We start from the raw sequence: 20,870 nt of genomic DNA on the forward strand, positions 1-20,870 counted from the left end.
TTGCAATTTTTGTGCTGGCAGAGCTAGCCTTAGAACAGGCTTTGCGTGGCAGATTTTAGTTGTAACTCGCTGAACACATCAAATAGGAATTTCTGCTCGACCGGCTTGGAGAATAAAAAGCCCTGCATCTGGTCGCAGCCTATGCTTGCCAGCGCCTTGCGTTGATCCTCGTCTTCTACGCCTTCTGCCACGACATTCAAATCCAGTGCATGCGCGAGTTTAACTATGGCCTCTACAATTAATAGACCGGTCTTTGACGCTGCCACGCCTTTGGTCAACGTGCGGTCGAGTTTGACTTCACTTATTTCGAGGTCTTGCAAATGGGTGAGACTAAAGGGGTGCAAGCCAAAGTCATCCAGTGAGATTTTCAGGCCTTGCTGTTTGAAGTGACGCAAGGTTTCTTGAAACTGCGCCTGGTGATGAATGGCATTGGTTTCAGAGACTTCCAAAATCAGGTTGCGCGCTTCGACGCCATGTTGCTCAAGGATCGACTGTATCAGTGAGCTGAGCTGTTTGTTGCGGAATTGCTGGTTAGACATATTGACCGAAATGCTTAAATCAATGCCCCGGTCGCGCGCTTGTTTGATGGTGCTGCAGGCTTGTGAAATGACCCAGGCATTGATTTCTTCAATCATGCCAAAACGTTCCGCTGCCTCAATAAAGTGATTCGGTGAGAGCAGGCCGCGCGTCGGGTGTTGCCAGCGTAGCAAGGCTTCTGCGCCATGGACGATACGCGTCAGGGCATCGACTTTGGGCTGGAACAGCAACCTGAATTCCTGGTGTGTAATTGCTTGCTTGAGCTCCACACGCGTTTGCTGCATTTCATCTGAGGCTTGTTCGATTTCTGCGTCAAAAAAGCGATACTGGTTTTTGCCGTTTTCCTTGGCTTTGTACATCGCCGCATCAGCATTCAATTTGAGTTTTTGCAGGTTGCCGTCCTGCGGGTACATCGAGACGCCAATCGAGCAGGAGATTTCAATCACGTGATCTTCAATGATGAAAATGTCACGCAAGGCATCGACGATACGCTGCGTGACAGTGACCACACTTTGGTGATTTTCAATTTCACTCAGCACGGCAATAAACTCATCACCACCGGCGCGCGCCACATAGTCGCAATTGCGGATGGCATTGCTGATGCGTTTGGAGACTTCAATCAGTAGCAAGTCGCCAATATGGTGCCCAAACTGGTCGTTGACTGGCTTGAAGTGGTCAAGGTCAATATAGGCCAGCGCCAGGGACTCGCCATTGCGGTCACAGCGTTTGGCGCTGATAATCAGGTGCTGGTTTAGGGCATCGCGGTTTGGCAGGTGCGTGAGTGGGTCATAGGCCAAAAACTTTTTGTTCACGGTTTGTGTGTTGCGAAACGTGAGTTTGCTTTGCGTGATATCGACATTGCGTTCGTAAAAAATCACCAGAATAAATGAGGTGATAAATAACAGCACCGGCACCAATACCAGCAGCAACATCAGATAGTTGCCGCTCTGGTCGGTCGGTTGGCTGAGTAGCATGTTGTTGTGCACAATACTCAGGTTAATCGCCGTGTGTGAAGCGAGAAAACCTAACGCAATTTCGACCGAAAACATCCACTTCAGGCGCTGCAGGGCTTTGCCCTCATAGCCTTTTAACCAGAGGGTAGTCACAATGGCCAGTGCCGAGGTCAGGCAGGCGAGAAACAGCGCGAATAAGGCGGCCCAAGTATCAATGCGGATATTAATCGCGCCCGCACTGATCTGAAAAAAGTAGGATAGTAAATAACCACTGACACCTGCTGCCATCGAGGCATACAGCAGGTCGCGCAAAGGCAGTTTCTTTTTGTTGACGGTTTTAAGTAAAGAAAGCGACAACAAATAGGCGCACAGCAGGCTGCCGATAAAGTCGACCGGATGCTGGGTGATTTTGGGAAAGTTATCTGCGGCCAGCTGGTAGCCAGCATGTAGCAGGAAAATACCGCCAGCAGTCAATGCTGCGTATTTTTTGAGCAAGGCATCATGATCTTTGGTCGCTGCGATACGCAGCTTCTCTACAAGCTTAAATGCAAAAAAACATCCAATGACACTGGATGTGAATAGCAACAAAATAAGCATGTGTGTTGGGATCATAAAAATTGCACGGTCATTGTGATTGTTAGTGGTTTGACTCTACTGCGTTTTGTTGCTTGTCTGCTGACTCTCCGTCCTTACATTTAAATTTAATAACACATTTATCGACAACCCTGTATCTAATTTCTTTGGTTGAGGATCACGCTTAATATCGACCAGTCTTCTCTATAACTTGAGCCGACAGGGGTGTTTTTAAGCGTGATTCCCGGTTCCGCGCTGATTGGACTTAAATGCCGCGCAACAATTCGTTGATACCAACCTTGCCCAAGGTTTTGGCATCGACTTTTTTCACGATCACGGCGCAGTACAGGCTGTATTTGCCGTCGCTGGATGGCAGGTTGCCAGACACGACTACAGAGCCTGCAGGCACGCGGCCATAGTGTACTTCACCTGTTTCGCGGTCATAAATTTTGGTCGATTGGCCAATATAAACGCCCATAGAGATCACGCAGTTGTCTTCGACCACCACGCCTTCAACTACTTCTGAACGCGCACCGACAAAGCAGTTGTCACCAATGATGGTTGGACCGGCTTGCACGGGCTCTAACACGCCGCCAATGCCGACGCCACCAGACAGGTGCACGTTTTTACCAATTTGTGCACAGGAGCCTACCGTCGCCCAGGTGTCGACCATGGAGCCTTCGCCGACGTAAGCGCCGATGTTGACATAAGAAGGCATTAACACGGTGTTTTTAGCAATGAATGAGCCTTTACGCACGATGGCATTCGGCACGACGCGGAAGCCGCCGGCTTTAAAGTCTTCTTCAGTGTAGTTGGCGAATTTAGGATCCACTTTGTCAAAATAACGGGTCACGCCGTCATCCATCAGCACATTGTCCTTGAGGCGGAAAGACAGCAGCACCGCTTTTTTCAACCATTGGTGGGTTTCCCATTGTTGGGTATCGCCAATGCGGCTTGCCACACGCAATTTGCCTGCATCCAGGTCATCCAGCACAGAAGCCACCGTGGCTTTAATATCGGCAGGGGCATTGCCCGGGTTGATGTTGGCGCGGTCTTCAAAAGCCGCTTCAATAATGCTTTGACGTGGATCCATGATGTTCTCTTGTTCGATGAAAAAATTCGGTTAAATAACAGTGAAACCCGAAATTTTAACCTAATTTTGGCAGGTCAGGGGCCGCGCATGTCTGGCTACCCCTGCCAGGCAGTATTTATTTGTTTTTGGCCGCGAGGTACAAAGGCATCACTTTAGGCGTGAGCGCCTGCAGGTCTTTAATGCGATTTTCGCTAGATGGGTGAGTGCTTAAAAACTCAGGTGGCGCCTCTTTGTTGGCAGCCATCATTTTTTTCCACAGGCTGACCGCCGCTTCCGGGTTGTAACCAGCACGGGCGGCGAGCTCCAGGCCCATGCGATCAGCTTCGCGTTCTTGTTCACGGCCATTCGGTAGCGAGAACAATAACTGGCTGCCCATGCCTGCGCCTTGTGCAGCCATGCTGCCAGCCGTACCGCCGACAAAGGAGGCCAGCGCCTGCAAGCCAAATTGTTGAACATAGGCTTGTGACATCCGCTCACGGCCATGCTCGCGCAGTGCATGTGCAATTTCGTGGCCAATCACGGCGGCCAGTTCATCGTCGGTGGCATTGAGCTTTTCGGCCAGGCCGGAAAACACCATGATTTTGCCACCTGGCATGCAGTAGGCGTTGAGCTGATCATTCTTTTCGACATTGACTTCCCATTTCCATTTGGCGGCATCTGGCCTGAACACACCGACTTGAGCAATCAGACGGTTGGAAATCGTTGTTACGCGATTTAATAACGGTTTATCAGCATTGAGCGTGCTTTTCTTTTGGGCGTCTTGCAGTGTTTGCGTATAAGACTGCGCAGACATCTTATCGACGGTGGCAGACGGCAATAACAGCAACTGGCTGCGCTGGACACCAGAAGTGCTGTTTTTGGTGGTGCTGGCGCAGGCAGTGAGCAATGCACACATCACGGCGACTGACATGGTTTTAATATTGAACATATTCTTTTCCTCACAGGTGGCAACTATGCAGTTATCGCATGGCTGGCTTGATCCGTTGACAGCTGACTAAAGCAATTGGCAAGCAAAAAACGCATTTTACGCTTGGGCTGTACACTTGTGTTTGTCGCCTGCGATTTAAATTTTAACTTGTGAGCCGAGCTCCACCACGCGGTTGGGCGGCAATTTAAATTGGTTGGTGATGGTTTCTGCGGTGCGGAACAAACCGATAAATATTTTTTTACGCCAGAAAGCCATGCCTGGTTTGTCAGACGCAATCAGGCTCTCCTTGCCAACGAAGAAAGAAGTATCCATGGTGTCCAGCGTCAGCCCCAAGGCGTCGGTCAGTGCCAGGTCTCTGGGCAGGTCAGGTTCGTCCATATAACCATAGCGCAGCGTGACGCGATAAAAGCCGTAGGGTAACACTTCTACCGCGACGCGTTCTTCACGGCTGGTGTAAGGATAGTCTTCAAAACGCACGGTCAGGATCACCATGGTTTCATGCAGCACCTTGTTGTGTTTGAGGTTGTGCAGCAGGGCATGCGGTACGCCGTCAGGGTTGGGCGTCATAAATACGCCTGCACCATTGACGCGTGCAGGTGGGTGCGCACCAATGGCCTGAATAAAAGGAATCAGTTCCATCGATTCTGATTTAAGGATGCTATACAACAGCCTGCGGCCGGTTTTCCAGGTGCGCATCAGCGTGAAAATAATCAGGCCGATCAGTAATGGCACCCAGCCACCATCAGGGATCTTGAGAATGTTGGCGGCAAAGAAGGACAGGTCTATGACCAGGAATACCGTAATCAGGCACGCGGTTTTTAATTTGCTCCAGCCCCACAGGTGGTGAAAAACCACCGCAGCCAGCAAGGTGGTAATCACCATGTCGCCAGTCACGGCGATACCGTAAGCGGCGGCTAAATCGCCCGAGCTACCAAAAATCAGCACCAGGCCCATTACGGCGACCATCAAGCCCCAGTTAACGCGCGGCATATAGACCTGGCCCTCGGTTTTTTCTGAGGTATGGGCGACGTGCATACGTGGGATAAAGCCGAGTTGCAACGCCTGGCGCGAGACAGAAAATGCGCCGGTAATCACGGCTTGCGACGCAATCACGGTGGCCAGTGTGGCCAGAATAATTAAAGGGAACAACGCCCAGTCTGGCGCCAGATGGTAAAACGGGTTTTGAATTGACTCCGGCTCGGCCAGGATCAGTGCGCCTTGCCCAAAGTAGTTACAAATCAGGGCGGGTAGCACAAATAAAAACCAGGCTAATCGAATCGGTTTGCGGCCGAAGTGGCCCATGTCGGCATAGAGCGCTTCGGCACCTGTCACCGCCAGCACAACTGCGCCCAGAGCAATAAATGCAATTTTAGGCTGGGTGTAGAAAAATAGAAAAGCGTAGCCAGGGCTGAGTGCTTTGAGAATTTCAGGGTGGTGGTTGATGTTGATGACGCCAAGAATACCGAGCACAGCAAACCAGGTCAACATGATCGGGCCAAAAAAGGCGCCTACCACCGCGGTGCCTTTACTTTGTGCCCAGAACAGCACGAATAGCACGCAGAGTGTAATCGGCACAATCCAGCTATCTAATTGCGGGGCCGCGACTTCGAGGCCTTCTACCGCCGAGAGCACCGAAATGGCGGGGGTAATCATGCCGTCGGCGTAAAACATGCAGGCGCCGACAATACCCAGCATCATGATGCGTTTACGTTGATCAGGGTCACCACCGGCATAGCGACTGGCCAGTGACAACAAGGCCATGATACCGCCTTCGCCACGGTTGTCTGCCCGCATGATAAACGCGACATATTTGAACGAAACAATGAGCAACAATGCCCAGGTGATCAATGACAAAATGCCATAGACATTGTCTTGCGTCAGCAATAGCGGGTGGTGGCCAACCGCAAAGACTTCTTTCATGGTGTAAAGAGGGCTGGTGCCAATATCCCCGAAAACAACGCCTAGCGCAGCGAGTGCCATGGTGTGGAGCGCCGTTTGCTGATTTTTTGTATGGTCCATTGTGTGAACAGCTGAAGACAAGCAATTATTATCGGTTAATTCTAAAACTTCACCAACGACTTTGACGCAAATAACCGAGTTGGACAGAAATAATCTGAACGCGTCGCACCTTTGTTGGGGATTGCATGAATAGCTTACTGATCGGCAGGCCGGTTTTTTGCAACGATGACCTGCGCCTCGCCTTGATGCAGTGTCAGTTTCAAGTGTTCACCAATGGTCAGTTGGCGAGCGTCGGTCACGGCGCGGCCATTCTGTTGTTGCACAATCGCATATCCGCGTGCCAGTACCTGGTGTGGGTTAAGTTGTTGCAGGCTGTTAGTCAGATATTCCAGCCGACGGCGGCGGCCTTGCAAATACTGCTGCATGGCCAAGCTGAGGCGATGTTGCCATTGTTGTAGCGCCTGTTTTTGTTGTTGCAGCTGTTGTGCTGGCGAGATCAAACGCCGCGACAAATAATCCAGTGTTTGCGCGTGCTGGCGCAGCAGCGATTGCATGGCGCGTATCAGGCGTTGTTGCGATTGCGCCACTTGTTGGCGTAGTTGTGATTGATCCGGGCAAGCCAGTTCTGCCGCAGCCGTTGGCGTGGCGGCGCGCAAGTCTGCCACAAAGTCGGCAATCGTAAAGTCAGTTTCGTGGCCGACGCCGCTGATGGTTGGCAAACGGCACGCCGCCATGGCGCGTGCGACGACTTCTTCGTTAAAAGACCATAAATCCTCAATACTGCCGCCACCGCGGCAAATCAATAACGTATCAACTTCCTGGCGCTGGTCAGCCAGTTGGATGGCTTGCGCAATCAGCGCGGCTGCGCCTTTGCCTTGTACAGGGGTTGGGTAAATGATGACGCCCATGCCTGGATAACGCCTGCGGATAGCGGTCAGCACATCACGCAAAGCTGCTGCATCGGGCGAAGTCACCACGCCGATGCGTTGCGGGCTGGCTGGAATGGTTTGCTTGCGCGAGAGGTCAAACAGGCCTTCGGCTTGCAGGCGTTGTTTGAGTTGCTCAAATGCTTCATACAACCTGCCCATGCCCGCGGGTTGCATAAACTCAATCGTCAGCTGAAAGTCGCCGCGCGCTTCATACAGAGTGACCGTCGCCCGCGCTTCGATCAGATCGCCTTCGCGCGGCATGCTGCCCATCAGACTATTACGGCCTTTAAACATCACGCAGCGCACCTGGGCACGGTCATCCTTGAGCGAAAAATACCAGTGACCGCTGGCGGCACGCGTGAAATTGGAAATTTCGCCGCTGATCCAGAACAACGGAAAACTGGTTTCCAGCAGTTCTTTGGTCAGGCGCGTCAGGTCGCTGACATTCAAGATTTGTTTAAAAGGCGTCGATAACAGCTGTGTCATAGCCTGGCATTATCCAACAGTGGATTGCTAGTTGGCTACGCCTTTTGTATGAAATCCTGTGCGTTTTGGCACCGGAAGACATCTTTTTTGGCCCTATTTACACGCGGCCTGGCACTTTGTGTGATTAATTGAGTCATTACATAAAATAATACTTGAAAATATTGTTATCCAAATGCAATCAATGCTCTTATACGCTCGAATGCGTCGCGTAAGCTTGTGGCTTGCTTTTTGCGCAGTCGCCGCCTGCGCGGCCCTTTTATCGCCATTGTCACAGGCCGATGAAATTGTTGAGCCCTTACCGAGTGAAACACCGCCATTGGCTGCAACATCAAACTTGCCTGAGGGCGGCGAGCCCGTCGATGGCTATAGTCGCGAGCAGTCTGCGGTTAAAAATGAGGCGTATAAACAATTTATCAAATTACAGGTCAGTCTCGCCGCCGGCACTAAGAATGCATTGGGCCTCACCAGCTACGAGCAGGCACATGCGCATTATTGTGCGTTGGCGGGTGAGTCGCGTGACCCCGATGCCTTGTTTGCGATGGGCTGGTTTTACAGTACGGGCAAAGGGGTGGCCGTGAATCATGATATTGCAGCCCGTTTTTTCAGTTTGGCCGCCATCCAGGGCCACCGCGATGCCAGGGCTTGGCTGGATAGTGAGCCGGGGAATACTGAGTTGGCTGTGTTGCCAGGCTGTATGCTTAAACAAGGTAATTCTGCGGCAGAAGTCTTGTTTCGCAAGCGCGGCCCGATTTATCAATTGGTGAAAAAGCATGCGCCGGTGTACGGCGTCGATGTGGACTTTGCCATGGCTGTGATTGCAGTCGAATCAGGTTTTAATCCCAAAGCTACTTCACGCAAAAACGCACAGGGCCTGATGCAGTTATTGCCGGATACTCAAGCCAGGTTTCACGTCAAAGATGCCTACGATCCTGAGCAAAACATCAAGGGTGGCTTGTCTTATTTGCGCTGGCTAATCGCCTATTTTAAGGGCGATGTGGAGCTGGTCGCCGCTGCTTATAATGCCGGTGAACATGCCGTGCTGAGGCATCAGGGGATTCCGCCTTACCCCGAAACCCGTGACTATGTGAAACGCATCAGCCGTTATTACAAAAAGAAACACCATGAAGTCAAACAAAAGTCTGCCATGCAACAGGCAGTTAGTGCGCAGGCTGCTTCTTGAGAGATGAATTAAAGTCAGGGAACGATGTACGCTGTGGCTGCATCATACGCGCGTTATCTATTACAATTTCAACTTCGTTTAACGCGCAGGAGTTTGCAATGTGTCAGTGGTTTAAAGGTCGTGGTGGCTACGTGCTCGGGTTCTTGGCCGGTTTCGGCATCGTGGCGCTGGCGCTATTTATTCAAGTACAAAACCACCTAGAGCCTTGCCCGCTGTGTATTTCGCAGCGTATGGTCTTTATGGGCCTGGGTATCCTGTTTCTTGTGCACGCTTTTGTGTCTCCCAAATCATGGTTGCATGCTGGGTTAGCGCTGCTAGAAGTACTCACTGCAGTCGGTGGCGCGGGCGTGGCGATTCGTCACTGGTGGTTACAAGCACACAAAGACGAAATCATTGCTGACTGCGGCGTTGGCTTTGACTATATGTTTGAAAATTTCCCGCTGAAAAAAGCACTGACACTGGTGTTTCGTGGCACTGGCGATTGCGCTGCCATCGACTGGACCTTTCTCGGCCTGACTTTGCCGCAGCTGGGTTTGATCAGCTTTGTATTGTTCGGCGCGTATGCCGTCTTCCTGTTTCGCGCGCGAGCTTAATACTTAATCTAATGAGATCAGCCTGATTCGGTTGCTTTTTGATTCGTCACGCCAAAAGGAATGTGGACTGAAGGCACCACTTCAGAGGCTGTTTTTAAATGCCCAGATTGATCATCGAAGAAAATATGCGGTCTTAATACCGCAAGGACTTTGCTTTTTTCAATGCCGCCTAAAAAGAACGCGTCATTCGCCATCACTCCCCAACTTTTGAGTGTGTTCATGGCGCGTTCATGGGCTGGTGCATCACGCGCGGTGACAATCGAAACTCTTAAGCGATTTTTGTAACCAGGATCTATTTTTTTCTTTTCTTCTTCGGCGGATTGAATAGAGGAAATACGCACAAGTAGCTGTTGCAATGGGCCGGGGTTATGGGGCTGCATGACATTCATGGCTTCGTGTGCTTTGAATTCATTCACGTCTTTTCTGGCCTGAAAAACGGTTTCAGACTCATCATCGACCAGCACACCATCAAAGTCGAAGGCAATGCGTAATGCAGCATCCTCTTCGTCATCAATCAGTGCTGAATTCATCACATGACCAGCAGGCAGATTCAGGCGAATGGCAGAATCGACATCCTCTTTGTTCCCTGACAGAAACAGCGATATGTTGAGCGCAGGAATAAATTTGTAAGGCGCTTGGCCTTGCATAAAGATGGCTCTGGTCATGCCGATGTTGTAATGCTCTATGGACTTCATGACCCTAAGGCCGGTATCCGGGTCATTTTTTGACAGCAAAATCACTTCAACCAGCGGGTCATCTGGGCGGGCGCTCAAATCATTAAGAGAGAGCAGCCGTTTGATGAATGAAAAAGCAATGCCTTTGGGCAAGGGGTTGTTGAGATTGCTCTCTTGAAACTTACGGTAGAGTGCTTCACCGTCTCGTTTGAATATTTCGTCAGAGTCAGATAAATCAAACATCGCGCTTGATGCGACGCCTATCACTAATCTGTTTTCTAGGGTGTATGCCATGATGGTTGAACTTTAAGACTAAGACTGTTATTAATTGGCAATGTCTGACTTGGCTGACTGTTTAGAAATCACTTCATGCCACTCTTTGAAAGGCGCATCACATAATTGCTCTGCCTGTTGTGAGAGCGACTCGGCTGGTATGTTGGCAGCGCGCAGTTTAGCGGTTTCACGTTTTAAACAACCTAGGTATTTGGCTTTGGCGTAAATCTCTTCCGTTTGCATGCTGGCGATTGCCTGATCGGCCTGGTTGAGAGATTGGCACAGTGGGGCTGATTGCGATGCCGCCTGCCAGGTACTTTTTTGCATATGAATCACATTGGCGATGTCTTGCCCGCGCTTGTGGATCCAGTCTTCGAGAATCTCGTTACCGCAGCTTTCAGTTTGGCAACGCATCACGCTCTTGATCAGCCAGGCGGCTTGCTTGGTCATACGCTCCTCTGAAATCCCGCAGTTATGAATGACGTCATGCGAGCGTGAAAAATACAGCTTGTAATTGGCTCGCCAGCTGGTGTGGCTGGCGCAGGCGACTTTGCGTAAAGGGTTGTTTGCTGCGCAGTTTTCGGCTTGCAAGGTGTGCAGTCGTTCTGGCGCACGGTTGCCAACGCGTCGACAGGCCAACGAAATGGCTTGCCCGTAAGCCTGTGTGACACCCCAGAATGATAATCTGGCCTGGGCAAACGCTGGGTGGCTGGCGAGGGCGTGATTATTTTTCCAGTCCATACTTTCTGAGGTCTGGCTGGCCTGATGAAACACGGTTTCGCGTTCTACCTCTAAGGAAAACTCACTGCAAGAAGCTTGCACATATCGGGTGGCGATGGTGTCGTCGTGGTCATCTGCTCTCAGTTTAAAAAAAACCATGTCCTCATGTTGGCCGACTTGCAATGAGTCAAGGTCGACCGCAACGGTAAGAAACTTTTCGCGTCCTGCCACGGTTTGCCACTGCTCAGCATGGGCGATGGGGGTGATTAATAGTAATTGCAGGCAAGCAAGGAAAAACGCAGCGGCAGAACATCTAGGCATGAGGCGTGAGACGAATAATTAAAAATGGGTGTAAAGGTATCTAATTGTGGTGGCTTAGTCTAGCGCGGCAGCATACACGCTATTACGGCCAGCCTGTTTGGCTTGATACAGTGCCTGGTCTGCGCGTTGTAATAGCAGTGACAAATTATCGCCAGGATGCAACACAGCGACGCCCGCGCTGATGGTGATGTTGCCGACGCCAGCCACGTGCATGGCGTTGATTTGATGGCGCACTTTTTCTGCTAGCTGTGTAGCTTGTTTAAGCGTTGTGCGCGGTGCATAAATAATCAGCTCATCGCCGCCCCAGCGCACAGTAATGTCCGAGATGCGGCTGTATTTTTTAATGCAGCTAGCCACAGACTTGATGACCACATCGCCTAATACATGACCGTGGGTATCATTGATTTTTTTGAAATGGTCGATGTCTATCAAAATTAATGCATCAGATATTTTTCTGCGTGTGATCGCTGGCGTATGTTCGGCAAACACAGTTTCAAAATGATGGCGGTTGCTCAGGCCAGTTAAATGATCGGTGCTGGACAACGTTTTCAGGTTTTCTTTTTCGATTTCCAGGGCAGTATTGGCGGCAGCCAGTTGTTCGGTGCGTTGTTTGACCAGCGCCTCGAGGTCTGTATTGAGGGCTTTTAAATGGCTGGTTTGTGATTCACGCAAGCATTCGTAATTGCGGATAATAAAAAACTGCGCCAGCAGGTAAAGGCACAGGCTGATAATATCCATGGTGCTATATTCTGAAGGAAAAATGCCCATCGCATGATTGCTGATGACCAATACCAGCAAGATAGCCAGCATGTAGTACCCCGTCACGCGGCCCTTGAGGTAAAACGCGGCGGCCAATATCAGCAGTAACAGTGCGCTGCGCGTGGTGGTGCCCATGCCGACGAAAAACACGGTTAAAAACTGTATAAAGCACAGCCACAAAGCGATGCTGGCAATTAATTCAATATTTTTCTGGTAACGATAGAGTACCCAAAGTAAAACAAAGGCGATAAAGGCGGAGATCAGGTCAACCATGCCGATGAAGGGTTGAAGGTTCCAGCGGATAATGCCCATAGACAGCGATACAAAGCCTGAGAACGCAAAGACATTATTTAGAAAAATAACCTTGTAACGTACGTTATCGGCTTCGCTGAGCTCTGGAAAAAGCTTGATCGGACGCAACACGACAGCAAGCGCTTGGCTAATCCACTTCTTCAACATCCGGTTTCCTTGGTAATTATTTTTTTTGATGCAGGCAGTTTATGTAAAATCAGTACTTCACCAGCTAAATCAGTCACGATATTGGAATTTTACATATATTAAGCATTGCATGTATTCATTTTAATCGATTAAATTCTGAATATTTTGGGCGTTTGGCCTTGTTCTACCTGGAAAACAACACACATCGGTCTGTTATGAAACCATACAAAACTTTGGATGACTTTGTTGGCAATACGCCACTGGTCGCTTTGCAACGCATGAACCCCAATCCGAGCAATACTATTTTGCTCAAGCTTGAAGGCAATAACCCGGCGGGTTCGGTCAAAGACCGGCCTGCCTACAGCATGATTTTACGTGCAGAAGTCCGTGGGCAAATCAAACCCGGCGATACGCTGATTGAAGCGACCAGCGGGAATACCGGCATTGCGCTGGCCATGGTCGCCGCCATGCGTGGTTATAAGATGGTGTTGGTGATGCCGGAAAATCAATCTATCGAGCGTCGCCAAAGCATGAAAGCCTATGGCGCAGAGCTGGTACTGACATCTAAAGAGGGCAGTATGGAACTGGCGCGTGATGTGGCGTTAAAACTGCAAGCAGAAGGTAAAGGCATCGTGCTTGACCAGTTTGGCAATACCGATAATCCTTTGGCCCATTATGAAGGCACTGGGCCGGAGATTTGGCGCGATACCGCTGGTAAAGTCACGCACTTTGTTTCTAGCATGGGCACAACCGGCACCATTATGGGCACCTCGCGTTATCTCAAGGAGCAAAATCCTCAGGTGCAGATTATTGGCGTGCAACCAGAAGAGGGCGCGCAGATTCCGGGCATACGTAAATGGCCAGAGGCCTATATGCCGTCTATTTATGATGCCAAGCGGGTTGATGCATTGCGCTATGTCAGCCAGAAAAATGCTGAAGATACCACGCGGCAACTGGCCAGCACAGAAGGTATTTTTGCGGGTATCTCTAGCGGTGGTGCTTTATATACGGCGTTGCAATTATCTAAAGAAGTCAATGATGCATTGATTGTGGCGATTATTTGCGACCGTGGTGACCGTTACTTATCCACCGGGGTGTTTCCAGACTGATGCGCGTTGGCGGGCTGATACTGTTGTGTTGGTCAGCGCAGGTGTGCGCCATGACCGAGATCAGCCTCAGCGCAGACAGTGTCTTCAGTGATATTTTTCAACTGGATAAACCGCATGCCGTGGTCAATTTACATAGCAAACAGCAGGTAAAAGTCTATGCCGAGCGCCTGCAAGTCGGCGATGCCAAATTAGATCAACCCAATATTCTGCTGGATATCAGCGCCCGGCCAACGGCGCTGATTACGTCCGAACAGCTACAAATGCCACCTTACCAGGTGCGCCATCCTAAAATATTTCTCGACTATGGTTTTCTCGATCATGGTGCCCACACCCAGCGGTCACAAATCCGGCAGCCCACGCTGTCTTTTGATGCAGAAGTCAAAGCATTGCAGGACGAAGTGTGGGGCACCTTTCATTTGAACTGCCTGGTGCCTGCGCAGGCAGCAGCGCAAACCTGGCGCTGCGAAGATGGGCTGTATCACGATGTGCGCTCGCATGTGCCGTTTAATGTGCGGCTCACCCCGACCTGGAAAGAACAGGATAAATCAGGCCCGGCCGCCAAAGGCGTGGATATTGAGTTGGCAGTGCATGAGGCTAAGTTTAGTGACGCAGCGGGCTTGCATGCAGGCGATAAACTCACGGGTAAGGTGAATCTGTCTGCGCACGAACAAGACGGTGGCTGGCGTTGGCAAGGCGTGTTTCAATGGCAACAGGGTGAGCTGTTCTGGCAACCGTTTTATTTTGCTGAGGGTAGCAAACGGTTTGAGATTCGTGGCTTTTACCGTGAGCCATATATTGATATTGAGCAGGCAACACTCGCCTTGCAGGGCGTGGGCACCTTGCATAGCCAAAGCCGCATCCACCTGATCAACAAACAATTTGAGTTTTTAAAGGTCGACGCCAAAGAGGTTGATTTTAATGGCGTCTATCAGGCATTTATCCAGCCACTGATTCCGCACTCGGCGTTTGGTCATTTAAATGTCTCCGGCAAGGCCGATTGGTCGTTTGAAGCCAAAGGCTTGCAGCCGCTCAAGTTTCACCTGAATATCACCGATGCCAGCGTGGAAGACCAGTTGGGTAAGTTTGGTTTTAGTCATTTTAATGCCGATATTCCATGGGATTACGATCATCCCAGACAGATTGCCATGGGCTACCAGTCCGGCCATATTCTAAAAATCCCCTTGGGCGCAACCCGCTGGCAGGCGGAGGTGAATCGTTTTTCAATTACGGCACCTCGGTTGCAATTGCCGATTTTGGATGGCGGCTTGGATGTTCAGGATGTTTCCGCAGCCTGGATTAATCAGAGCATGGTCTGGCATGTCAAAATGGATTTGCAGCCGATCAGCATGACCAGTTTTAGTCAGGCGCTGGGTTGGCCGACCATGCGTGGCCAGATTTCGGGCACGATTCCACTGGTGACTTATGCTAACCATGAGCTGCGGATGATGGGCGACATGCAATTTAAACTGTTTAATGGCATGGTTGGCATGTCTGACCTGGACATTGATGACCCGTTGGGCGCAGTGCCCAAATTACACGCCAATTTCACCATGCGGGAGATTGACCTGGGTGAAATCACGCGCACGTTCAACTTTGGCTCGATCAGTGGCAAGCTGGAGGGTGATATCAAGCATCTGCGCCTGCAAAACTGGAAGCCCGTGTCTATGGATGCCTCGGTGCGAACCGCAGACGGCCCGTTTGAAAAGAAAATATCGCAGCGCGCTGTCGAAAATATTACCGCCTTGGGCGGTGAGGGGACGGCGGCGGCGTTACAACGTACTTTTTTGCGCTTCTTTAAAGAGTTTGGCTATGAAAAAATAGGCCTGAGTTGTGAGTTGCGCGGCGATATTTGCAAAATGGGCGGCGTTGAGCCATTGCCTGACGGATTTGTGATTGTTAAAGGCAAGGGCGCGCCTTCGGTTAATGTGAATGGTTACACGCAATATGTCAGTTGGAAAGATGTCTTGGGGCGCATGCAGCGTGTGACCGATAGCAATAGTAAAATCATTATCGATTAGGCGTGAATGAACATAAACCGCCCATCGCTTGTCAGAAAGGAACCAGATTGAACCTGACGTTGATCAAAAAAGTTGCCGGATTGCGCGGTATGCGCACCGCTGGCATGGTGCTGGTGGCCACAGGCCTCAGTGCTTGTGTGACGATTAATATCTACTTTCCGGCCGCTGCCGCAGAAAAAGCCGCGGATAAAGTCATAGACGAAATCTGGCAGGTGCCAGCAGGCCAGCATCCGGCAGCAGATCAGCCCACCGTGCCTGCCACGACCCCGGCTGTCCCGGCAGCTAATCAGGAGCCTAAACCATGATCACGCGCATGCAACCCGTTTCTCGCTGCTTAGGCTGGCTACCTTTAGGTTTACGGCATGCCTATGCGGTTGTCAAAGCGCTGCTGTGCGGTGCTTTTCTCAGCATCGCGCTGACATTATCTGCGCAGGCTGCCGCTGACCTGGATGTGAATACGCCTGCGGTTGCCGCCGTCAAAGCCAGTATGCAAAGCCGCCATGTGCAATTGTTACCGTACTTTCAGTCCGGTGCCGTCGGGCTCACCGCCGATGGCTTTGTCGCCGTCAAAGAGGCCGGTTTGGTGCCACTGTCTCAACGTAGTGCGTTAACTGCGCTGGTAAAAGACGAAAATGCAGATCGCACCAACTTATATCGTGGAATTGCTGCCGCAAATGGTCACCCTGAGTGGGAGGGCGAGATACAGCGCACGTTTGCGATACGCTGGATCGATAAGGCACAACCTGGCTGGTTTGTGCAGCGTGATGGGCAGTGGTTGCGTAAATAAGCAGGTAAAACAACAGCTTGGCAAATGAGGGTTAGGCTCAAGCTGGTTGTGTGGCGTCACAGGCATGACGACTGCCCACAACGGCAATTCGATAAACAGCGTAGTAAAAGTATCGGCTTTCAGTTTCAGGCATGTTCATTGCATACAATCTAAGTGCATGTTCAGATGGAAGGAGTGCGTTGTGGCAACTAATCTTTTCGTTCTACCTCGATTGGGTGAAAGTATTCATCAACAGGACTTGGGGATTTATTACATCCTTAATCACCATACGGGCCGCGTGCGATCGTTGATACAGCTGGCGCGTGAAAACGTGCATTGGTATTTGATGCAATTGCAGCCAATTGCCGATGGCCTGGATTATCGCTGGTCTGTGATGTCGCGCGAGAATGATTGCGCCCTCAAGGCGGCCACTGACAGGCAAATCGCCCATTACTTTTCCAAAGCAGAATACGCCGAACCCTCAGGTGCCTGGCAAGTGATGCGCAATGCCGATTTCGGGTTTGCCAAGTTCACGCCGATTGAAGCGCCACAAGACATTAGCTATGCCATTTTGACCTTTGACGGCGAAGAGATGAACACGCCTATCCGGTTGCATAAAGCGCCTGCTGAGTGGCTGCAAGAAGATACCAACACAGATATTATGCAGCTGGAATTTGCCTGATTAGCGCGCAGAATATGGCAACTACCACTGTTTAAAGCGGTAGTTGCTTTTCAGTCTTATATCTAGCGTGGAGGTTAACCTTAGGCGGTGGTGCTGACCACATTGCCTGCGGGGCCGCGGTGCTGCATGCTGCCGGATAACGCTTGCAGGAATCCACTCAGACTGGCATTGTCGCTGCTGCCACCCAATGCGCTGACCAGTGACTGAAAACTGCTTTGCAGGTCACTGGAGGTGCTGTCCGAGCCAGTATCCGATGTCGTGCTATCGCTGGTACTGTCGTTGCTCAAAGAAGCAATCAGGCTTTGCAGTTTAGATTCCATGCCATGGCCGCCATAAGGTGGCGGTGGCGGCATGCCTTGCATGGTGCTCGCCGCTGTTTCACTGTCGCTACTCTCTGAGCTGCTAGTGTCTGTCGTGCCTTGTGATTGCAAGGCGCTGATCAGATTTTGTAAAAAGCTATTCAGTGCATTGGCCGCATCGGTACTGCTATCGCTGGTCGTGGTTGAATCCGTGCTGTCTGTGCTGGTGCTTGCACGGGTGCTGCTGGACGCAGATTGCCCAAAAATAGATTCCAGGCCGCCTTCAATGCCCGCACTTTTCAATGCCGAGTCAATGGCACCCAGCAAACCGCCACCATCCTTGCCCTGACCCTCGCCATCTGGCGGTGGCGGCGGAGGTTGCATGCCGTTGCGTTGGCCGACCTGCGAAAATGATTGAACAGCACTGCTACTGCTAAGTGAACTGATAGATGTCATGATGTACTCCGTAAATTGTAAAGGTCCAGGGCTGATACACAGGCGCACAGGCCAGGCATCGTGTTGACTGAACAAGGTCAGATTAAAGTGGAATCTTGTTTTTTGATTGACAGAAAAAACACAAAAATTCCTTATAAATCAGTTATTTAAATGTATCATTTGATACAAATGGCCGTGGTTTGTATCAAATGATACAAATCCTCGATTTTTTGGACAGCGCGCTGCTTGGTGCAAGCGGTTCTGGTGTCAGCAGGCATGCTGTGCTATTTTAAAAAAATCATTTTTTTACGGGTAGTGGGCATGCTAAGTTTGGTGTTTGATATTGAAACTATTCCAGATGTGGACGGCATTCGACAGTTACAGGATCTGCCCGCCAGTTTGAGCGATGCAGACGTGGCGAATATCGCTTTTCACCAACGCCGCCAGCAAAATGGCACCGATTTTTTGCCACATCATTTACAACGCGTCTGTGCGATTTCTTGCGCGCTACGCGAGGGTAATCAGTTTCGCGTCTGGACCTTGGGCGACGAGCAGGCGAGTGAAGCAGAAATGATTCAGCGCTTTTTTGACGGCATCGAAAAATACACGCCCAACCTGGTGAGCTGGAATGGCGGCGGTTTTGACTTGCCAGTGCTGCATTATCGGGCCATGGTGCATGGCATTGCCGCCCCCCGTTACTGGGACCTGGGTGAAGACGATAAAGACTTTAAATGGAACAACTACATCAGCCGTTACCATATGCGTCATCTGGATTTGATGGACGTGCTGGCCATGTATAGCGGCCGCGCCAATGCGCCGCTGGATCAAATGGCGCAGCTATGCGGATTCCCCGGCAAACTGGGCATGGATGGCAGTAAAGTGTGGCAGGCGTATTTGAACGGTGAAGTGAAAGCGATCCGTGACTACTGCGAAACCGATGTTGCCAACACGCATTTGGTCTATTTGCGCTTTCTCAAAATGCGCGGACACTTGAATGAGGCTAACTACGCCGCTGAAATCCAGTTAGTGCGTGAGACGCTATCTGGCTACGACGGTGAGCACTGGCAGCAGTTTATGGCTGCTTGGGCTTGAGAGTTATAGAAATCTTAATTGATTAGCGCCGATAAACGCAGATACACGCCGATAAAACCTTGAAATTTCATGTGTACTCATCGGCGTGTATCCGCGTTTATCAGCGGTTAAAGCGTTTTTTACGGTGTTTCAGTGGCAGGTGCTTCAGACTCTGCAGCATCGTCAGTCAGCGGTTCTACCGTATCTTCATCAATCTTGTTTTTCCAGTTGAGAATAATGCGCTGGTGTTTTTTTGCATCATGACTAAAACGGTAACGTTGTTCGCTACCGAGATAACTGGCGACGGCCTGGTATTTGCCTGACGGCAGATTTAATAGCAGTCTGGGCGCGGCGTGCTCCAATGCAAACACGGCCTGGTTTTTGCTGTCGGTGATGCTGATGTTAATGTCATCAATCACGCGCCCAACTTTTCCTTCCGAAAACAAAAAATATAGATTGAATTGTTTTTTAAAGGACTCCATGGCGTCCACTTCTTCTGAGCCGATACCGCCGGTGACATAGTCCACACCGTGGGCGTCTTGCTGAATAGCCACTTCGTCCGCGAAGCAGAAAGACGATGAAAAAAGTGCGACCACCAGCGTCGTGGTTAAGCGCCATTGTTTAAGCATCACAGACTCCTTGTTTTTGATTGGTTTGCTGGATGATTGTATGCCCAAATCAGGTAAAATAACAGGTTATGAGAAACAACCGTCAAAGATCCTCCAACCTGTCGTCTGCCGCCAGGGCAGCGCAGATTCCCCGCATTGCTACCATTGAATCCCTGGACCAGGAAGGCCGCGGCGTCACCCACGTTGATGGCAAGGTCATTTTCATCGAAGGCGCGCTGCCGTTTGAAGAGGTCAAGTTTGTCTCGCATCATGCCAAGGCGACCTATGAGCTGGCGACCACTATTGAGGTGTTGAAACAATCCAGCCAGCGCGTGACACCAGGCTGTGCCTATTTTGGCACTTGCGGCGGCTGCGCCATGCAGCATCTGGAGTTTTCGGCGCAAGTGGCAGCCAAGCAGCGCATGTTAGAGGCCGATTTATGGCACATTGGCCGCGTGCGTGCCGAAAAAATCCTGCCACCGATTCAGGGCACGCCATGGCATTACCGCCACAAGGCACGCCTGCGGGTGCGTTATGTCGAGAAAAAAGGTGGCGTGCTGGTGGGCTTTAATGAAAAAGGCACCAGTTACGTCACGTCTATGGATAGCTGTGAAGTGCTGACGCAACCCGTGTCTGACCTGATTGTGCCGTTGAAAACTTTGATTGGCCAACTCTCGATCAAGCAGGCCTTGCCGCAGATTGAACTGGCGGTGGGTGAAGATGCCACGGTGCTGGTGTTCCGTATTATGGAAGCGCTGACCGATGCCGATATTGCGTTGTTGCAAACGTTTGAAGAAACGCATGGCGCCCAGGTGTGGACACAAACCAAAGGCCCGGACACGGTGAAGCCGCTGTTTGGGCATGGTGACAAGCTGCATTACAGTTTGCCTGAGTTTAACCTGCAATATCCGTTTAGCCCGATTGAATTTACCCAGGTCAACCCGGCGATTAACCGTGTCATGATCCGTCGCGCCATGCAGTTGTTACAGCCACAAGCAGGTGAGCGTATTGCCGATTTTTTCTGTGGCTTGGGCAATTTTACGCTGCCGATTGCGCGCAGTGGTGCCAGCGTTTATGGCGTGGAAGGCTCGCAAGCCTTGGTGAAGCGCGCGGTAGAAAATGCACAACTCAATGGCGTCAGCAATGTCGAGTTTGCTGAGTCTGACTTGTTTGATATGACGCCGGAATTATTGCAGGCGCTGGGGGCGTTTGATAAGTGGCTGGTAGATCCGCCGCGCGACGGTGCGATTGAGTTGATCAAGTCGCTGCCGGATGCGGGTGATAGCAACGCTGGTCATGCGCCATCACGCATCGTCTATGTCTCTTGTAACCCAGCCACGCTGGCACGCGATGCGGCGACGCTGACTCAGGTCAAAGGCTATCGTTTAGAGGCCGCAGGGGTGATGAATATGTTCCCACATACGGCGCATGTAGAGTCTATCGCGATTTTTGAGAAGCTTTAAGGG

19 protein-coding genes are annotated in these 20,870 nt (G+C 50.9%); 9 read left to right on the forward strand and 10 right to left on the reverse strand.

Going from position 1 to position 20,870, the window contains the following annotated elements; translation table 11 throughout:
* Nucleotides 1-29: 29 nt before the first annotated feature.
* The 5 genes from E6Q52_RS03810 to xseA all read right to left on the reverse strand — a co-directional run bounded on the left by E6Q52_RS03810 (nt 30) and on the right by xseA (nt 7,458).
* The gene (locus E6Q52_RS03810) at nt 30-2,087 is read right to left on the reverse strand and encodes an EAL domain-containing protein (RefSeq protein WP_292818651.1); all 2,058 of its coding nucleotides are present in this window, start codon (nt 2,085-2,087) and stop codon (nt 30-32) included.
* Nucleotides 2,088-2,328: 241 nt separating this feature from the next.
* Nucleotides 2,329-3,156: a 2,3,4,5-tetrahydropyridine-2,6-dicarboxylate N-succinyltransferase gene (dapD, locus tag E6Q52_RS03815; RefSeq protein ID WP_292818654.1), complete on the reverse strand. Its 828-nt coding sequence runs from the start codon at nt 3,154-3,156 to the stop codon at nt 2,329-2,331.
* Between the two features lie 115 nt (nt 3,157-3,271).
* Complete coding sequence (locus E6Q52_RS03820) at nt 3,272-4,084, reverse strand: M48 family metallopeptidase (RefSeq protein WP_292818656.1); 813 nt, start codon at nt 4,082-4,084, stop codon at nt 3,272-3,274.
* Nucleotides 4,085-4,219: 135 nt separating this feature from the next.
* Nucleotides 4,220-6,103 carry a potassium transporter Kup gene (locus E6Q52_RS03825; RefSeq protein ID WP_292818660.1) on the reverse strand — a complete coding sequence of 628 codons (1,884 nt, stop codon included), beginning with the start codon at nt 6,101-6,103 and terminating at the stop codon, nt 4,220-4,222.
* Between the two features lie 134 nt (nt 6,104-6,237).
* The gene (xseA, locus tag E6Q52_RS03830) at nt 6,238-7,458 is read right to left on the reverse strand and encodes an exodeoxyribonuclease VII large subunit (protein WP_292818663.1); all 1,221 of its coding nucleotides are present in this window, start codon (nt 7,456-7,458) and stop codon (nt 6,238-6,240) included.
* 199 nt (nt 7,459-7,657) lie between these two features.
* Between xseA and E6Q52_RS03835 the strand changes: the two genes are divergently transcribed.
* Both E6Q52_RS03835 and E6Q52_RS03840 read left to right on the forward strand, forming a co-directional pair.
* Nucleotides 7,658-8,638 carry a lytic transglycosylase domain-containing protein gene (locus E6Q52_RS03835; protein ID WP_292818666.1) on the forward strand — a complete coding sequence of 327 codons (981 nt, stop codon included), beginning with the start codon at nt 7,658-7,660 and terminating at the stop codon, nt 8,636-8,638.
* A 98-nt stretch (nt 8,639-8,736) separates the two neighbouring features.
* A complete protein-coding gene (locus E6Q52_RS03840; protein WP_292818669.1) occupies nt 8,737-9,231 on the forward strand; it encodes a disulfide bond formation protein B in 495 nt (164 codons plus the stop codon).
* A gap of 17 nt (nt 9,232-9,248) precedes the next feature.
* On the opposite strand, the gene E6Q52_RS03845 is transcribed toward E6Q52_RS03840, so the two are convergent.
* From E6Q52_RS03845 to E6Q52_RS03855, 3 genes are read right to left on the reverse strand one after another with little or no spacing between them, the layout of a single operon-like run.
* Complete coding sequence (locus E6Q52_RS03845; protein ID WP_292818672.1) at nt 9,249-10,199, reverse strand: 5'-nucleotidase; 951 nt, start codon at nt 10,197-10,199, stop codon at nt 9,249-9,251.
* Nucleotides 10,200-10,229: 30 nt separating this feature from the next.
* The gene (locus tag E6Q52_RS03850; RefSeq protein WP_292818674.1) at nt 10,230-11,219 is read right to left on the reverse strand and encodes a hypothetical protein; all 990 of its coding nucleotides are present in this window, start codon (nt 11,217-11,219) and stop codon (nt 10,230-10,232) included.
* Between the two features lie 54 nt (nt 11,220-11,273).
* Nucleotides 11,274-12,437 (reverse strand): GGDEF domain-containing protein, encoded by a 1,164-nt coding sequence (locus E6Q52_RS03855; RefSeq protein ID WP_292818676.1) that lies wholly within the window; start codon nt 12,435-12,437, stop codon nt 11,274-11,276.
* 194 nt (nt 12,438-12,631) lie between these two features.
* Here E6Q52_RS03855 and cysM point away from each other — a divergent pair, with 194 nt between their 5' ends.
* From cysM to E6Q52_RS03880, 5 genes are all read left to right on the forward strand, one after another.
* Entirely contained in the window at nt 12,632-13,525 is an 894-nt protein-coding gene (gene cysM, locus E6Q52_RS03860) for a cysteine synthase CysM (RefSeq protein ID WP_292818679.1), read from the forward strand.
* Between the two features lie 50 nt (nt 13,526-13,575).
* Nucleotides 13,576-15,543, forward strand: coding sequence for a hypothetical protein (locus tag E6Q52_RS03865; RefSeq protein ID WP_292818682.1), 1,968 nt, complete (start codon nt 13,576-13,578; stop codon nt 15,541-15,543).
* 47 nt (nt 15,544-15,590) lie between these two features.
* Nucleotides 15,591-15,848 (forward strand): hypothetical protein, encoded by a 258-nt coding sequence (locus E6Q52_RS03870; protein ID WP_367124809.1) that lies wholly within the window; start codon nt 15,591-15,593, stop codon nt 15,846-15,848.
* Nucleotides 15,845-16,330, forward strand: coding sequence for a YdbL family protein (locus E6Q52_RS03875; protein WP_292818685.1), 486 nt, complete (start codon nt 15,845-15,847; stop codon nt 16,328-16,330). Before E6Q52_RS03870 ends, E6Q52_RS03875 begins: the two co-directional genes overlap by 4 nt.
* Nucleotides 16,331-16,511: 181 nt before the next feature.
* Nucleotides 16,512-16,991, forward strand: a complete 480-nt coding sequence (locus E6Q52_RS03880) for a hypothetical protein (protein WP_292818688.1) — start codon at nt 16,512-16,514, stop codon at nt 16,989-16,991.
* A gap of 80 nt (nt 16,992-17,071) precedes the next feature.
* Here the strand turns inward: E6Q52_RS03880 and E6Q52_RS03885 are convergent, their stop codons facing one another.
* Nucleotides 17,072-17,746 carry a hypothetical protein gene (locus E6Q52_RS03885; RefSeq protein WP_292818691.1) on the reverse strand — a complete coding sequence of 225 codons (675 nt, stop codon included), beginning with the start codon at nt 17,744-17,746 and terminating at the stop codon, nt 17,072-17,074.
* A 300-nt stretch (nt 17,747-18,046) separates the two neighbouring features.
* Between E6Q52_RS03885 and E6Q52_RS03890 the strand changes: the two genes are divergently transcribed.
* Nucleotides 18,047-18,817, forward strand: a complete 771-nt coding sequence (locus E6Q52_RS03890; RefSeq protein ID WP_292818694.1) for a 3'-5' exonuclease — start codon at nt 18,047-18,049, stop codon at nt 18,815-18,817.
* A 119-nt stretch (nt 18,818-18,936) separates the two neighbouring features.
* On the opposite strand, the gene E6Q52_RS03895 is transcribed toward E6Q52_RS03890, so the two are convergent.
* Nucleotides 18,937-19,425: a hypothetical protein gene (locus E6Q52_RS03895; RefSeq protein WP_292818696.1), complete on the reverse strand. Its 489-nt coding sequence runs from the start codon at nt 19,423-19,425 to the stop codon at nt 18,937-18,939.
* Nucleotides 19,426-19,493: 68 nt separating this feature from the next.
* Between E6Q52_RS03895 and rlmD the strand changes: the two genes are divergently transcribed.
* Nucleotides 19,494-20,867 (forward strand): 23S rRNA (uracil(1939)-C(5))-methyltransferase RlmD, encoded by a 1,374-nt coding sequence (gene rlmD / locus E6Q52_RS03900; RefSeq protein ID WP_292818699.1) that lies wholly within the window; start codon nt 19,494-19,496, stop codon nt 20,865-20,867.
* Nucleotides 20,868-20,870: the final 3 nt, after the last annotated feature.

This window comes from Methylophilus sp. (assembly GCF_008015755.1).
In the GTDB taxonomy this organism is placed as follows: Bacteria; Pseudomonadota; Gammaproteobacteria; order Burkholderiales; family Methylophilaceae; genus Methylophilus.

Excerpts from the sequence above, each read along its gene's own strand:
- E6Q52_RS03820 (WP_292818656.1), bottom strand. The coding sequence starts at position 4,084 with ATGTTCAATATTAAAACCATGTCAGTCGCCGTGATGTGTGCATTGCTC.
- E6Q52_RS03865 (WP_292818682.1), top strand. The coding sequence starts at position 13,576 with ATGACCGAGATCAGCCTCAGCGCAGACAGTGTCTTCAGTGATATTTTT.
- E6Q52_RS03825 (WP_292818660.1), bottom strand. The coding sequence starts at position 6,103 with ATGGACCATACAAAAAATCAGCAAACGGCGCTCCACACCATGGCACTC.
- E6Q52_RS03835 (WP_292818666.1), top strand. The coding sequence starts at position 7,658 with ATGCGTCGCGTAAGCTTGTGGCTTGCTTTTTGCGCAGTCGCCGCCTGC.
- E6Q52_RS03840 (WP_292818669.1), top strand. The coding sequence starts at position 8,737 with ATGTGTCAGTGGTTTAAAGGTCGTGGTGGCTACGTGCTCGGGTTCTTG.
- rlmD (WP_292818699.1), top strand. The coding sequence starts at position 19,494 with ATGAGAAACAACCGTCAAAGATCCTCCAACCTGTCGTCTGCCGCCAGG.
- cysM (WP_292818679.1), top strand. The coding sequence starts at position 12,632 with ATGAAACCATACAAAACTTTGGATGACTTTGTTGGCAATACGCCACTG.
- E6Q52_RS03875 (WP_292818685.1), top strand. The coding sequence starts at position 15,845 with ATGATCACGCGCATGCAACCCGTTTCTCGCTGCTTAGGCTGGCTACCT.
- E6Q52_RS03890 (WP_292818694.1), top strand. The coding sequence starts at position 18,047 with ATGCTAAGTTTGGTGTTTGATATTGAAACTATTCCAGATGTGGACGGC.
- E6Q52_RS03850 (WP_292818674.1), bottom strand. The coding sequence starts at position 11,219 with ATGCCTAGATGTTCTGCCGCTGCGTTTTTCCTTGCTTGCCTGCAATTA.
- E6Q52_RS03895 (WP_292818696.1), bottom strand. The coding sequence starts at position 19,425 with ATGCTTAAACAATGGCGCTTAACCACGACGCTGGTGGTCGCACTTTTT.
- E6Q52_RS03885 (WP_292818691.1), bottom strand. The coding sequence starts at position 17,746 with ATGACATCTATCAGTTCACTTAGCAGTAGCAGTGCTGTTCAATCATTT.
- E6Q52_RS03855 (WP_292818676.1), bottom strand. The coding sequence starts at position 12,437 with ATGTTGAAGAAGTGGATTAGCCAAGCGCTTGCTGTCGTGTTGCGTCCG.
- xseA (WP_292818663.1), bottom strand. The coding sequence starts at position 7,458 with ATGACACAGCTGTTATCGACGCCTTTTAAACAAATCTTGAATGTCAGC.
- dapD (WP_292818654.1), bottom strand. The coding sequence starts at position 3,156 with ATGGATCCACGTCAAAGCATTATTGAAGCGGCTTTTGAAGACCGCGCC.
- E6Q52_RS03845 (WP_292818672.1), bottom strand. The coding sequence starts at position 10,199 with ATGGCATACACCCTAGAAAACAGATTAGTGATAGGCGTCGCATCAAGC.
- E6Q52_RS03810 (WP_292818651.1), bottom strand. The coding sequence starts at position 2,087 with ATGCTTATTTTGTTGCTATTCACATCCAGTGTCATTGGATGTTTTTTT.